Below are 11,925 nucleotides of genomic sequence, written 5' to 3'. Positions count from 1 at the left end.
ACAAAACCTTTGGGGTCTTTGCGTTTTTCTTCTAGGAAGGCCGAGAAAAAAAAAACACCCAGCACTCAACGAAGGGGGGGTCAGTTCGTGATGTTGAACTCCACTCGGCGGTTCTTCTCCAGGTCTGCGAACGTGCGCGGGACGACCAGCGGGTCTGACTCGCCGAAGCCCTTCCACGTCAGCCGGTCGCGGTCCACGCCCTGCTCCACGAGCTCGTCGACCACGGCCTCCGCACGACGCTCGCTGAGCTTCTGGTTGTGCGCCTCGGTGCCCACCGAGTCGGTGTGCCCCTCGACGCGGACCTCGACCTCCGGGTGCTCCGCGAGCACCTCGGCCGCCTCCCGGACCACCTTGCGGCCGTCCTTGGTCAGCCGGGCGCTGTCCGTGACGAACGTGATGTTCGGGATCTCGACGAGGTCCTCCTGCGCCTTCTCCCGCTCCTCGCGGGTCGGCTCGCGCTTCGGCTCGTCCTGCTCCTCGGCGTCCTTCCCGGCGTCGTCCCCGGCCGTCCCGCTGTCCGACGGCGTCGTGGTCGGCTCGAGCGACGCCGTCGCCTCGGCCAACGCGTCCGTCGCGACGTCGGCCAGGTCGTCCGCCGCGTCGTCCTCGGCCGAGTCCTCGGCCGTGTCCTCGTCGGCGTCCGCAGCCCCGGCCTCGGCCGAGACCAGCCCGTCCGGGCCGTAGGCCGCGGCGGCCCGGACACCCTCGACCTCGCCGACGACGTCGGCTGCCGCCAGCGCCTCGGCGTCGGTCGGCGCGGTCACGTCGGCGTCGCGCCCCGCGAACACGACGTCCACCCCGCCGAGTCCCGCCGCGGAGAGGGCCCCCTGCGCGCTCTCCGTCAGCGTGGACTCGATGTGCTCGCGGAAGCCCGTGTTCTGGACACCCGACAGGGCCCCCATCCCGAGGACCACGATGATCACCGGGGGCAGGACGACCTTCAGGTTCATGCCTTCACCTCGGACTGCGTGGGCTCGGCGTCACCGTCGGGAGCCGCGGCGGCCTTGGCCTCGTCCTCGGCGATCGCCTCGGCCTTGGCCTCGGCGCCCTCGATCTCGTCGACGTCGGTGTAGTCGACGTCCTTCCGGAACTTCGCGTGCCGGTCCTGGCCGCCGATCAGGTAGTCCTGGTACTCCTGCAGGCCGTCCTCGTCGCCGTCGGCCAGGTACTGCGCCTGGTCGGCCCAGCTGCTGGCGGCCGGGGCGAACTTGATGCCGCCCGTGGCGAGCGCCGCGCGGAGCTCGTCCTCGGTCGCGCCCGCGATCTTCGCGTACGTCGCGTAGCCCGCGGCCTTGAGGGTGGCCTCGATCTTGGGTCCGATGCCCTCGATGCGCTGGAGGTCCTGGGGCTCGGGCTCCGGCTCGGGCTCGACGACGGCGGTCGGCTCGGGCTCCGGGGCCGTGGCGGCCTCCGCCTCGTCCTCGGCGATCGCCTCGGCCTTGGCCTCGGCGCCCTCGATCTCGTCGACGTCGGCGTAGTCGACGTTCTCGTTGAACTTCGCGCGCCGCTCCTGGCCGCCGATCAGGTAGTCCTGGTACTCGCGCAGGCCGTCCTCGTCGCCGTCCACCAGGTACTGCGCCTGGTCGGCCCAGCTCGTGGCGGCCGGGGCGAAGGTGATGCCGCTCGCGGTGAGCGCCGCGCGCAGCTCGTCCTCGCTCGCGCCCGCGACCTTGGCGTACGTGGTGTAGCCGGCGGCCCGCAGGGCGGTCTCGATCTTGGGCCCGATGCCCTCGATGCGCTGGAGATCCTGCGGCTCGGGCTCGGGCTCGGGCTCGGGCTCCGGCTCCGGCGTGGTCTCCGCCGTCGCGGCGGCGGCCTCGTCCGCAGCGAGGGCGGCGGCCTTGGCCTCGGCGCCCTCGACCTCGTCGACGTCCGTGTAGTCGACGTTCTCGTTGAACTTCGCGCGCCGCTCCTGGCCGCCCACGAGGTAGTCCTGGTACTCGTCCAGGCCGGAGGCGTCGTTGTCCACGAGGTACTGCGCCTGGTCGGCCCAGCTGCTGGCGGCCGGGGCGAACTTGATGCCCTGGCCGGCGACGGCCTGGCGCAGCTCGTCCTCGGTCGCTGCCGCGATCTTCGCGTACGTGGGGTAGCCGGCGGCCACCAGCGCGGCGGCGATCTTCGGCCCGATGCCCTCGATCCGCTGCAGGTCGTCCGGGGTCACGGCCTCGGGGGTCGCCTCGGCCTCGGTGTCGGCCTCGGTACCCGGCTCGGCCGGTGCGGCCGCTTTGGCGGCGGCGTCCGCCTCGGCCGCCGCGCGGGCCACGGCCTCGGCCTCGGCGACGACGTCGGACCCGGCGGCCTCGACGTCCTGCTCGGCCTCAGCAGGCTTGGCCTCGCCCTGCTCGTCGGTCGGCTCGTCGGCCCCGGCGTCGGCCCCGGCGGCGTCGGCCGCGCTGTCGGCGTCCGCACCCGCCTCCGCGGCCTCGTCGGCCACGGGCAGCACGGTGTCCGTGGCGGCGGTGGTCGCGGCGTCCTGCTCGGCGTCGCCGGCGGCGGTCCCGGCCGGGGCGGCACCGGCGAGCGCGGGGACCGTCTCGGCCTTCGTCGCGGCAGCCTGCGCGGTGGCCTCGCTCCCGGCGTCCGCACCCGACTCCGCGTCCGCACCCGACTCGGCGGCGGTCGACCGGGCGGCCGCCTCCGCCTTCTCGGCGGTGTGCTTGCCCTTGGCGCGGCGGCCCCAGACGAGCCAGCCGATCCAGATGCCGATCGCGAGGCCGATCAGGGCCGCGATGATGATGAATGCGAGCGATTGGGCGATGAACCAACCCACGCGAACCTCCAGGTGACTGCTGTGTGTGGTGTGAGGGGCGACCGACGGGACCCGCGAGGTTGGACGACACCAAAAACGGTGTCTCAGTACGCCAATCTCCATCGAACGCCGCAAACTCTCCCACATCACCTTCACCCAGGCATTTCGAACCATGTAACGGAATGGGAAATCCTGGTGAGCCCCCGGCCGGGGCGTCGCGGTCGCCTGCGGGCGCGGCGTGCGCACGACCGCCGGTAGCCTGCCGACATGACGAGTACCGACAGCCCGGACTGCCTCTTCTGCAAGATCGTCGCGGGGGACATCCCCGCGGACCTCGTCGATTCGTCGGACACCGCCATCGCCTTCCGGGACATCGCGCCCAAGGCGCCGGTCCACGTCCTCGTGGTCCCCCGGGAGCACTACCCGGACGTGCCCGCTTTCGCGGCGTCGGACCCCGAGGGCCTGGCGGGCGTGATCGCGCTGGCGGACGGCGTGGCGAGCGAGCTCGCCGACGGCCAGTACCGGCTGATCTTCAACACCGGGCCCAAGGCGGGCCAGACGGTCTTCCACGTGCACGCGCACCTGCTCGCCGGCGGCGAGCTGCCCGGCTTCGCCTGATCAGGCGGACCGCTCGACGACGGTCACCTCGGTGCCGCCGGTCCACCGCCTGATCCGGCCGTCGGGTGCGACGAGCAGCCCCTGCGCGGTGTGCGCGTCCGCCAGCCAGCCGAGGTCGTCGAAGCCGGCGACGACGGCGGTGGTCGCCCAGAGGTCCGCGTGCGACAGGCGGTCCGCCACGACGGTCGCGGAGCGCACGGTGGTCGCGGGCCGTCCCGTCGCGGGGTCGACGACGTGCAGGCCGCGCTCGGCGGTGCCGGAGGTGGCGACCGCCCCGTCGTCGACGACGATCGTGGCGAGCACGGCGGTGCGGTCCGCCGGGTCGGCGACCCCCACGCGCCAGCGCCAGTCCGCGGCCGGGTCGGTGTGCAGCTGCAGGTCGCCGCCGGCGTTGACGCCCACCGCCGCGACGTCGGGCTCGGCGAGCAGCGGCACCAGGTGCGCCGCGGTCGCCTGCTCCACCGCCCAGCCCTTGACCAGGCCGGTCGGGTCGAACCAGCCGCGCCACCACGCGGAGAACCGCCCGTGGGTCGCCACCTCGGCCGCGAGGGACTCGCGCAGCACCTCCCCGACCATCGCGTCGGCGTCCGCCAGGTCCAGCTCGCCCCGGGCGAGGCGCAGCACGTCGGAGTCCGCGCGGTAGGTCGAGAAGACCCGGTCGACCGCGCGCAGGTGCTTGAAGACCCGCCCGATCGCGGGGCGCACGACAGGGGCGGCACGGTCCGGGTCACGACCCCCGGGGCCGAGGACGACGTGCACGCTGATCGGCATGCCCATGATCTGTTCTACCTCGACCAGCCGGCGAGGGCCGTCGTGCCGCATGACCGCCGTCCCCTCAGCCCTGGGCCTGGTCGATAGCGCTCTGCAGCGAGCCGAGGTAGCCCGTGCTCGTGACGGTGGCCCCGGAGACCATGTCGATCTGCGCGCTCTGGGCGTCGAGCACCTCGCCGTCGAGCACCGGGATGGCGTAGCCGTTGATCTGCTCGTCCGTGCCGTTGCCGCTCGGCTGCTGGAGGGCCTGGGCGTCGGTGATCCGCCCGCCCGAGACGGTGATCTGCACCTGCACCGGGCCCCACCGCGTGGAGACGGTGCTGCCCTGATATGTGCCGTCCTGCAGCCCGGACGACGTCGCCGCCGTGCCGCCCCCGTCCCCGTCCCCGCCCCCGGACGGGGCCGGGGACGGGGCCGGGGACGTGACCGGCGCGGCCGTCGTCGGCAGCACCACCTGGGTGGAGGTGCGGTAGCCGAACAGCAGCACCAGGCAGGTGAGGGTGGCGAGCAGCGCGTAGACGATCCTGCTCATGGATGCTCCTCTCGTCGTCATCGTGATCGTCGTCAGACAGCGAACGCCTCGGAGTGGACGCGCGAGCGCGGCACCCCCAGCCGGTCGAGATCGGCGTGCACCGCGTCCATCCACGGCACGGGTCCGCACAGGTAGACGTCGTGCTCGGCCAGGTCCGGGGCCAGGTGCGCGATGAGCTGAGGCCCCTGCCACGCCTCGTACGCACCGGGCAGCCAGGGCGAGCTGACGTGCGTGCGGGGACCGTCGAGCGGCTGGTGCCGCACGCCGCGCTCCCGGACCAGCGCGGCGACGTCCCCGCTCAGCAGCGCGGCCTCGGGGGTGCTGTCGCGGGTCACCAGGGTCGCGTCACCCGGTGCGTACTGCTCCGCCTGGAGCAGGGCGACCAGGGGCGCGACGCCGGCGCCCGCCCCGAGCATCAGGAGCTTGGTGCCCTCCCGGTGGGCGCCGACGAGGTGGCCGTAGGGCCCCTCGACCAGGACCCTCGTGCCCGGGCGCAGCCGGGTCAGCCGGGCCGTGCCGTCACCCACGACGCGCGCCGTGATGCTCAGCCCGTCCGGCGCGGGGCGTGCCGACACGGAGAACGGGTGCCCCCGGGTCCAGCCCGGCCCGTCGAGGAAGCGCCAGACGAGGAACTGGCCGGCCCGGACGCCGAGCCGGTCCAGGCCGCGTCCGGTCATGCGGACCGTGACCCCGTCGCGCCCGTCGGGCACCACCTCGGCCACGCGCAGGTCGTGCCGCGCCGACCGCAGGAGGGGGACGGCGACCCGGTAGACCAGGGCGCAGCCGGCGGCGACCGCCCACAGCGTCCACCAGTACCAGGTGGCCGCCGGCGAGGCGAGGAAGTCGGCACCGGTCCACAGCTGGTGCGGCAGCGCCAGGCCCACCCCCAGGTAGGCGTACAGGTGCAGCAGGTGCCAGGACTCGTACCGCATCCGGCGCCGGGCGCGTCGGATCGACAGGCCCACCACGCCGACGAGGAGCGCGGTGCCCGCGGCGGCCAGCAGCATGCCCGGGTAGTCGCGGACCAGCAGCCAGAGCTGGGCGAGGACCCCGGAACCGGCCACGGCCGCGTAGCCGAGGGTGATGAGCACGATGTGGGCGAGGAACAGCCAGAACGACCAGAACCCGGTGCGGCGGTGGGCCTGGGTCAGCGCGTCGCGGCCGAACGCCCGCTCGAACAGCGGCACCCTGGCCATCAGGAGCACCTGGTAGAGCAGCAGGTTGGCCGACACCAGGCCGGTCAGCCGGCCGAGGGTCGTCACCAGCGGCCCGCCGCCCTGCCCGGCGGCCTGGACGCCCCCGCCGCTGACCCAGAGGGCCACGACGAACAGGCTGGTCAGCCAGAGCGCGGCGATCCCCGCCGCCCGCCAGGCCTGCAGGCGCCGCAGCCCGTCCCGCCCCGCCGGGGGGCGCGGGGCGACGGCTGGTGCCGGTGTCGATGTACCGCGTAGCAGGGTGCCCATGGCACCAGCGTCCGACCCGGGTTCTAAGACTGGACTCAGAATGGGCGCGGCCGCGGTTTCTCGGCGAATTCTTGGAGAGTCGGCGGAAGGATGGGGTCCAGCACCGGCACCCGAACGCCCAGGAGGTGGGGAGCATGGAGGACCGGACCGCCGCGCGGCGTCCTGCGCTCCTGGTCGTGGAGGACGACCAGGACATCGCGGCCATGCTGGCCGAGGTCCTGTCGGAGGAGTACCGGGTCGACCGTGCCGCAGACGCGGAACGAGGGCTCGACCTGTGCCTCCACCGGCACTACGACGTGCTGGTCGTCGACCGGCGGCTGCCGGGCATGGACGGCGTGGCGCTGGTAGCGGCGGTGCGGCGGGCGCACCTCAACACTCCTGTGCTCATGCTGACCGCGCTCGGCACGGTGGACGACAAGGTGTCGGGCCTGGACGGCGGGGCCAACGACTATCTGGTCAAGCCGTTCGAGTTCGACGAGCTCCTGGCGCGCCTGCGGGCGCTCCGGCGGGGGTTCGCCACGGCGGGATCACGGCGCTACCTCGGGGACTGGACGTACACGCCGGACAACCGGACCGTCTACTCGCCCACCGGCGCGCGGATCCAGCTCACGGTCACCGAGAACGCGCTGCTGGACCTGCTCAGCTCGAGCCCGGACCACGTGTTCTCGCGCGACGAGATCCTGCACACCGTGTTCAGCGACGAGGACTCGCCGGGGAGCGTCGACACCTACGTGCACTACCTCCGGAGGAAGACGAGCCGGCAGATGGTCGAGACGGTCCGCTCCCGCGGCTACCGGGTCGGTGACCTGCCATGACCCTGGCCGCCGACCGGTCCCGCGTGCGTCGCGCGGCGCTCTCGATCGGGCTCTACGTCGGCATCGCGTCCGCCGTGCTGACCGTCGTCGGGGTGGCCGTCCTGATCACGACCGTCTCGCTGCGGGCGCGCCAGGAGAGCGTCGAGCACCGGCTGGGGCCGCCGCACGGGGCGGAGGTCGCGTGGGTGGTGGAGCGCGACGAGGTGATCGGCCTGGTCGCGCTGCTCGGCGCCGTCGGGATCGTGCTCCTCGGCGTCGTGGCGTGGCTCGCCGCCCACCGGGCCGTCGCACCGCTCGCCGAGGCGCTGCGCCTGCAGCGGAACTTCGTCGCGGACGCCAGCCACGAGCTGCGCACGCCCCTGACCGTGCTCACCAGCCGGCTCCAGGTGCTGGAGCGCCGGCTGGACCGGGGGGAGCCCGTCGAGGAGGTGGTGGGCAGGCTCCGGGCGGACGTCGCGTCGATGGCCGACGTGATCGACGACCTGCTGCTGGGCGCCGAGGCGGCCGAGGCGCCGGACGGCGCGGCGACGCCGCTGGCCGACGCCGTCCGTGCCGCCGTCTCCTCCCTGGAGGTCCTGGCGCAGCAGACGGGGGTGCGGGTCGAGACCCGGGTCGAGGCGCAGCCGCTCGTCGCCGTCCCACGCGTGGCCGTGACGCGGTGCGTCGTGGCGCTCGTGGACAACGCCCTGCAGCACTCCCCGGCCGGCGGCGTCGTCGAGGTGGACGTCGGCGTCGCCGGCCGCACGGCGACCCTCCGGGTCCGGGACACGGGCCCGGGTATCCAGGGCATCAGCCCGGACCGGGTCTTCGAGCGGTTCGCCCACACCGAGGGCGACCGCGAGCGGCGGAGCTTCGGGCTCGGCCTGGCGCTCGTGCGCGACATCGCGCGCCGCCACCACGGCGACGTGACCGTCGAGTCGACGTCGCCCGAGGGAACGACGATGCTCCTGCGTCTTCCCCGGCTCTGAGCGCGCACCGGCGGCGACCCGGCCGGGCCCCGACCGAACTTCGCCTCGACCCGGTCCGGGAAAGACCGTGGCGTGACCCTGACGGGTCGATAGGATGAGCAGTGTCGTCATCCCTACCGCGTGAAGGAGCGGATCGGTCCCGCGGGACCGGCTCATGACAACTACGCCCAGCACACAGTCCCAGACCCGGATCGAGCACAAGATCGTCGTCCCGGCCCACATCCCGACGGTCGCGCTCCTCGGGAGCCGGGACTCGGTGCTGCGGGCCGTCGAGGAGGGCTTCCCCGGCGTCGACGTCCACGCCCGTGGCAACGAGATCGCAGTGAACGGACCGGCGGGCGACGTGGCCCTGGTCACCCAGCTGCTCGACGAGCTGATCGAGGTCGTCGAGGCGGGCACGCAGCTCACCCCCGAGGTCGTCAAGCGTTCGGTGGCGATGCTGAGCGACGCGTCGGCGTCGCGCCCCGCCGAGGTGCTCACGTTCAACATCCTGTCCAACCGGGGCCGCACCATCCGGCCCAAGACGGTGGGGCAGAAGGCGTACGTGGACGCCATCGACACCAACACCATCACCTTCGGCATCGGCCCGGCCGGTACCGGCAAGACCTACCTCGCCATGGCCAAGGCCGTCCAGGCGCTGCAGGCCAAGCAGGTCAACCGGATCATCCTCACGCGCCCCGCCGTCGAGGCCGGGGAGCGTCTCGGGTTCCTGCCCGGCACGTTGTCCGAGAAGATCGACCCGTACCTGCGCCCGCTGTACGACGCGCTGCACGACATGGTCGACCCCGAGCAGGTGCCCAAGCTCATCGAGGCGGGCACCATCGAGGTGGCGCCGCTGGCCTACATGCGCGGCCGCTCGCTCAACGACTCGTTCATCGTGCTCGACGAGGCGCAGAACACCTCGACCGAGCAGATGAAGATGTTCCTGACCCGCCTGGGCTTCGGCTCCAAGATGGTGATCACCGGCGACGCCACGCAGGTCGACCTGCCGGGCGGCACCACCTCCGGGCTCCGCGTCGTGGAGGACATCCTGCTGGGCGTCGACGACGTCGAGTTCTGCCGCCTGACGTCGTCCGACGTCGTGCGGCACCGCCTGGTCAGCGACATCATCGACGCGTACGCGCGGTGGGACGTGGTCACGGACGACCGCCGTCCGGGCCGCCAGCCGCAGGACCACCGACCGGGGAGCAAGAGGCAGCGCAGGTGAGCATCGAGGTCAACAACGAGTCGGGGTTCGAGGTCGACGAGGCGGAGTTCGCCGCGCTCGGCCGCTTCGTCCTCGACGCCATGCGGGTACACCCCCAGTCGGAGCTGTCGATCATCTTCGTCGACACCACCGTCATGTCCGACCTGCACGTGCAGTGGATGGACGAGCCCGGCCCCACGGACGTGCTCTCCTTCCCGATGGACGAGCTGCGCCCCGGGCGCGACGGCGACATCACCCCGGCCGGCACGCTCGGCGACATCGTGCTGTGCCCGGAGGTCGCGGTCACCCAGGCCAAGGCCGCCGGCCACTCCACGACCGAGGAGCTGCTGCTCCTGACGACGCACGGGATCCTGCACCTGCTGGGCTACGACCACGCGGAGCCGGAGGAGGAGAAGGAGATGTTCGGCCTGCAGCGCAAGCTTCTCCTGACCTTCCTCGCGACCCGGTGACCGGCGTGATCGTCCTGCTCCTGACCCTTGTCATGCTGGTCGGCCTCTCGCTGGCGGGCATGCTCTCCGCCGGCGAGGCCGCGCTCCTGCGCGTCACCCGCGCGTCCCTCACCGAGGCGCTCGCGGAGGCCGAGCTGGGGCAGTCGCCCGACCCGCTGCGCGCCGAGCGGATCCGGCGGGCCCAGGCGCTCGTCGTGGACCCGCCGGCGACGGTCGCCTCGTTCGCGCTCGTACGGGTCATGTCCGAGGTGGTCGCCATCGCGGCCGGGACGCTGCTGGTGCAGCAGGCGATCCCGGGCGAGGGCGTGCCCAACGAGCTGCCGGTCATGCTCATCGCGCTCGTGGTGGGTGTGGTGGTCGGCGTCATCTTCGTGCGGGTCTCGCCGCGCGCGCTCGGCTTCCGCCGGCCCGCCGCGGTGCTGCTCGCGCTGGTGGGCCCCCTGACCGGCGTCTCGCGCGCGGTCGCATGGCTGACCCGCATCTCGGTGCCGCACGTCGACCCGTCGCCGCCCACCGAGGCGGAGCTGCGCGACATCGCGGACCGGGTGGGGGAGTCCAGCGCGTTCGAGGAGTCCGACCGGGAGCTGCTCCGTTCCGTGATCGAGCTGGGCGGCACCATCACGCGCGAGGTCATGGTGCCCCGCACCGACATGGTGACCGTCACGGCCGACACCTCGCTCGACAAGGTGCTGCGGCTGTTCCTGCGGTCCGGCTTCTCGCGCGTGCCCGTCGTCGGCGAGTCGGTGGACGACGTCGTCGGCGTCGCCTACCTGAAGGACGTCGTCGCCGCGGTGCACTGGCCCGTGGGCGACGGCGGCGCCGCGCCCGAGCCGTCCCGCCGTCCGGCCGCCGACGTCGCGCGCGACGCCGTCTTCGTACCCGAGTCCAAGCCGATCGACGACCTGCTGCGCGAGATGCAGGCCTCGGCCAGCCACATGGCGCTGGTGGTCGACGAGTACGGTGGCGTCGCGGGCCTGGTGACCATCGAGGACCTCCTGGAGGAGGTCGTCGGCGAGCTCACCGACGAGCACGACACGGTGCCCGTCCAGGAGGTCGAGGACCTGGGCGGCGGCGTGCTGCGCGTGCCCGCCCGGCTCCCGGTGGACGAGCTCGGCGACCTGTTCGACCTGCGTCTGGACGACGACGACGTGGACACCGCCGGCGGGCTGCTCGCCAAGGCCCTGGGCAAGGTGCCGCTCGCCGGCGCCTCCGTCGAGGTCGGCGGCGTGCACCTGGAGGCGGAGCGCGTCGAGGGCCGCCGCAAGCAGATCTCGACGATCCTCGTGCACCGCACGGAACCGGTGGGCGAGCCGGACGACAGCAACGGTGGTCTCGACCAGCACGACCACCGTGATCAGAAGCGTGACCAGAAGGAAGTGACCTCTTGAGCGAGCAGCCCGCAGGGCAACAGACCGTCGCACACCGGAGCGGGTTCGCCTGCCTGGTGGGGCGCCCCAACGCCGGCAAGTCGACCCTGACGAACGCGCTGGTGGGGCAGAAGGTCGCGATCATGTCGGCGCGGCCGCAGACCACCCGGCACACGATCCGCGGGATCGTGCACCGCCCGCACGCCCAGCTCGTGCTGGTGGACACCCCCGGCCTGCACCGGCCCCGCACCCTGCTGGGGGAGCGGCTCAACGACCTGGTCCGCGACACGCTGTCCGAGGTGGACGTCATCGCGTTCTGCCTGCCCGCGGACCAGAAGGTGGGTCCGGGCGACCGCTACATCGCGGCGCAGCTCGCCGAGCTGATGACGGGCCGCCGGGCCGTGCCCGTCGTCGCCGTCGTGACCAAGGCCGACCTGGTGCCGCGCGCCGACCTGATGGAGCACCTCATCGCCGTCGACCAGCTCGCGCGGTCCGTGGACCGCGAGTGGGCCGACATCGTGCCCGTCTCCGCCAAGGACGGCTACCAGGTGGAGGAGCTCGAGGCGGTCCTCGTCTCCCACCTGCCCGAGGGCCCCGAGCTGTACCCGGACGGCGAGCTGACCGACGAGCCCGAGGCCGTCATGGTGGCCGAGCTGGTGCGGGAGGCCGCCCTGGAGGGTGTGCGCGACGAGCTGCCGCACTCCCTCGCGGTGGTCGTCGAGGAGATCGTCGAGCGCGAGGGCTCGGGCGACCCGGCCAAGGGCCGCCCGCCGCTCCTGGACGTGCGCGTCAACCTGTTCGTGGAGCGCGACTCGCAGAAGGCGATCATCATCGGGCGCGGCGGGTCCCGGCTGCGGTCGGTGGGCACCGAGGCCCGGCAGGGCATCGAGAAGCTGCTGGGCCAGCGCGTGTACCTGGACCTGCACGTCAAGGTCGCCAAGGACTGGCAGCGCGACCCGAAGCAGCTGCGCCGGCTGGGCTTCTGA

General features: G+C 73.1%; 12 protein-coding genes. 7 read left to right on the top strand and 5 right to left on the bottom strand.

Translation table 11 applies throughout. The features are described 5' to 3' along the window. Positions 1–80: 80 nt before the first annotated feature. Together ACFV9Q_RS11310 and ACFV9Q_RS11305 are read right to left on the bottom strand one after the other, a co-directional pair. Complete coding sequence (locus ACFV9Q_RS11310; RefSeq protein ID WP_377234497.1) at positions 81–950, bottom strand: OmpA family protein; 870 nt, start codon at positions 948–950, stop codon at positions 81–83. Continuing rightward, positions 947–2,770, bottom strand: coding sequence for a helix-hairpin-helix domain-containing protein (locus ACFV9Q_RS11305; RefSeq protein WP_377234496.1), 1,824 nt, complete (start codon positions 2,768–2,770; stop codon positions 947–949). Before ACFV9Q_RS11305 ends, ACFV9Q_RS11310 begins: the two co-directional genes overlap by 4 nt. Before the next feature lie 246 nt (positions 2,771–3,016). Here ACFV9Q_RS11305 and ACFV9Q_RS11300 point away from each other — a divergent pair, with 246 nt between their 5' ends. Then, positions 3,017–3,367, top strand: coding sequence for a histidine triad nucleotide-binding protein (locus ACFV9Q_RS11300; RefSeq protein WP_285108565.1), 351 nt, complete (start codon positions 3,017–3,019; stop codon positions 3,365–3,367). Here ACFV9Q_RS11300 and ACFV9Q_RS11295 read toward each other — a convergent pair whose 3' ends face one another. From ACFV9Q_RS11295 to ACFV9Q_RS11285, 3 genes are read right to left on the bottom strand one after another with little or no spacing between them, the layout of a single operon-like run. Further along, positions 3,368–4,189 carry an FAD:protein FMN transferase gene (locus ACFV9Q_RS11295; RefSeq protein ID WP_377234495.1) on the bottom strand — a complete coding sequence of 274 codons (822 nt, stop codon included), beginning with the start codon at positions 4,187–4,189 and terminating at the stop codon, positions 3,368–3,370. 13 nt (positions 4,190–4,202) lie between these two features. Next, positions 4,203–4,670 carry an FMN-binding protein gene (locus tag ACFV9Q_RS11290; RefSeq protein ID WP_377234494.1) on the bottom strand — a complete coding sequence of 156 codons (468 nt, stop codon included), beginning with the start codon at positions 4,668–4,670 and terminating at the stop codon, positions 4,203–4,205. Positions 4,671–4,702: 32 nt separating this feature from the next. Then, positions 4,703–6,133, bottom strand: a complete 1,431-nt coding sequence (locus tag ACFV9Q_RS11285) for a ferric reductase-like transmembrane domain-containing protein (RefSeq protein WP_377234493.1) — start codon at positions 6,131–6,133, stop codon at positions 4,703–4,705. Between the two features lie 134 nt (positions 6,134–6,267). Between ACFV9Q_RS11285 and ACFV9Q_RS11280 the strand changes: the two genes are divergently transcribed. The 6 genes from ACFV9Q_RS11280 (at position 6,268) to era (ending at position 11,925) form a co-directional block, all read left to right on the top strand. Further along, positions 6,268–6,948 (top strand): response regulator transcription factor, encoded by a 681-nt coding sequence (locus tag ACFV9Q_RS11280; protein WP_377234492.1) that lies wholly within the window; start codon positions 6,268–6,270, stop codon positions 6,946–6,948. Continuing rightward, positions 6,945–7,916, top strand: coding sequence for a sensor histidine kinase (locus ACFV9Q_RS11275; RefSeq protein ID WP_377234491.1), 972 nt, complete (start codon positions 6,945–6,947; stop codon positions 7,914–7,916). The genes ACFV9Q_RS11280 and ACFV9Q_RS11275 overlap by 4 nt, the downstream gene beginning before the upstream one ends. Before the next feature lie 154 nt (positions 7,917–8,070). Further along, on the top strand, positions 8,071–9,123 hold the full coding sequence (locus ACFV9Q_RS11270; protein WP_377234490.1) for a PhoH family protein: 1,053 nt from the start codon (positions 8,071–8,073) through the stop codon (positions 9,121–9,123). Further along, positions 9,120–9,572 carry an rRNA maturation RNase YbeY gene (gene ybeY / locus ACFV9Q_RS11265; RefSeq protein ID WP_285108568.1) on the top strand — a complete coding sequence of 151 codons (453 nt, stop codon included), beginning with the start codon at positions 9,120–9,122 and terminating at the stop codon, positions 9,570–9,572. The genes ACFV9Q_RS11270 and ybeY overlap by 4 nt, the downstream gene beginning before the upstream one ends. A gap of 5 nt (positions 9,573–9,577) precedes the next feature. Then, positions 9,578–10,960 carry a hemolysin family protein gene (locus tag ACFV9Q_RS11260; protein ID WP_377230550.1) on the top strand — a complete coding sequence of 461 codons (1,383 nt, stop codon included), beginning with the start codon at positions 9,578–9,580 and terminating at the stop codon, positions 10,958–10,960. Beyond that, positions 10,957–11,925, top strand: coding sequence for a GTPase Era (era, locus tag ACFV9Q_RS11255; protein ID WP_377230549.1), 969 nt, complete (start codon positions 10,957–10,959; stop codon positions 11,923–11,925). The genes ACFV9Q_RS11260 and era overlap by 4 nt, the downstream gene beginning before the upstream one ends.

It is taken from the genome of Promicromonospora sp. NPDC059942, assembly GCF_042731755.1.
Classification (GTDB): domain Bacteria; phylum Actinomycetota; class Actinomycetes; order Actinomycetales; family Cellulomonadaceae; genus Promicromonospora.
Note: the sequence above shows the minus strand (reverse complement) of the source record. Positions and strands in the feature narration are given on the sequence as shown.

Coding starts and splice junctions, on each gene's coding strand:
- ACFV9Q_RS11270 (WP_377234490.1), top strand. CDS start 8,071: ATGACAACTACGCCCAGCACACAGTCCCAGACCCGGATCGAGCACAAG.
- ACFV9Q_RS11280 (WP_377234492.1), top strand. CDS start 6,268: ATGGAGGACCGGACCGCCGCGCGGCGTCCTGCGCTCCTGGTCGTGGAG.
- ACFV9Q_RS11275 (WP_377234491.1), top strand. CDS start 6,945: ATGACCCTGGCCGCCGACCGGTCCCGCGTGCGTCGCGCGGCGCTCTCG.
- ACFV9Q_RS11300 (WP_285108565.1), top strand. CDS start 3,017: ATGACGAGTACCGACAGCCCGGACTGCCTCTTCTGCAAGATCGTCGCG.
- ACFV9Q_RS11285 (WP_377234493.1), bottom strand. CDS start 6,133: ATGGGCACCCTGCTACGCGGTACATCGACACCGGCACCAGCCGTCGCC.
- ACFV9Q_RS11290 (WP_377234494.1), bottom strand. CDS start 4,670: ATGAGCAGGATCGTCTACGCGCTGCTCGCCACCCTCACCTGCCTGGTG.
- ACFV9Q_RS11295 (WP_377234495.1), bottom strand. CDS start 4,189: ATGCGGCACGACGGCCCTCGCCGGCTGGTCGAGGTAGAACAGATCATG.
- ACFV9Q_RS11310 (WP_377234497.1), bottom strand. CDS start 950: ATGAACCTGAAGGTCGTCCTGCCCCCGGTGATCATCGTGGTCCTCGGG.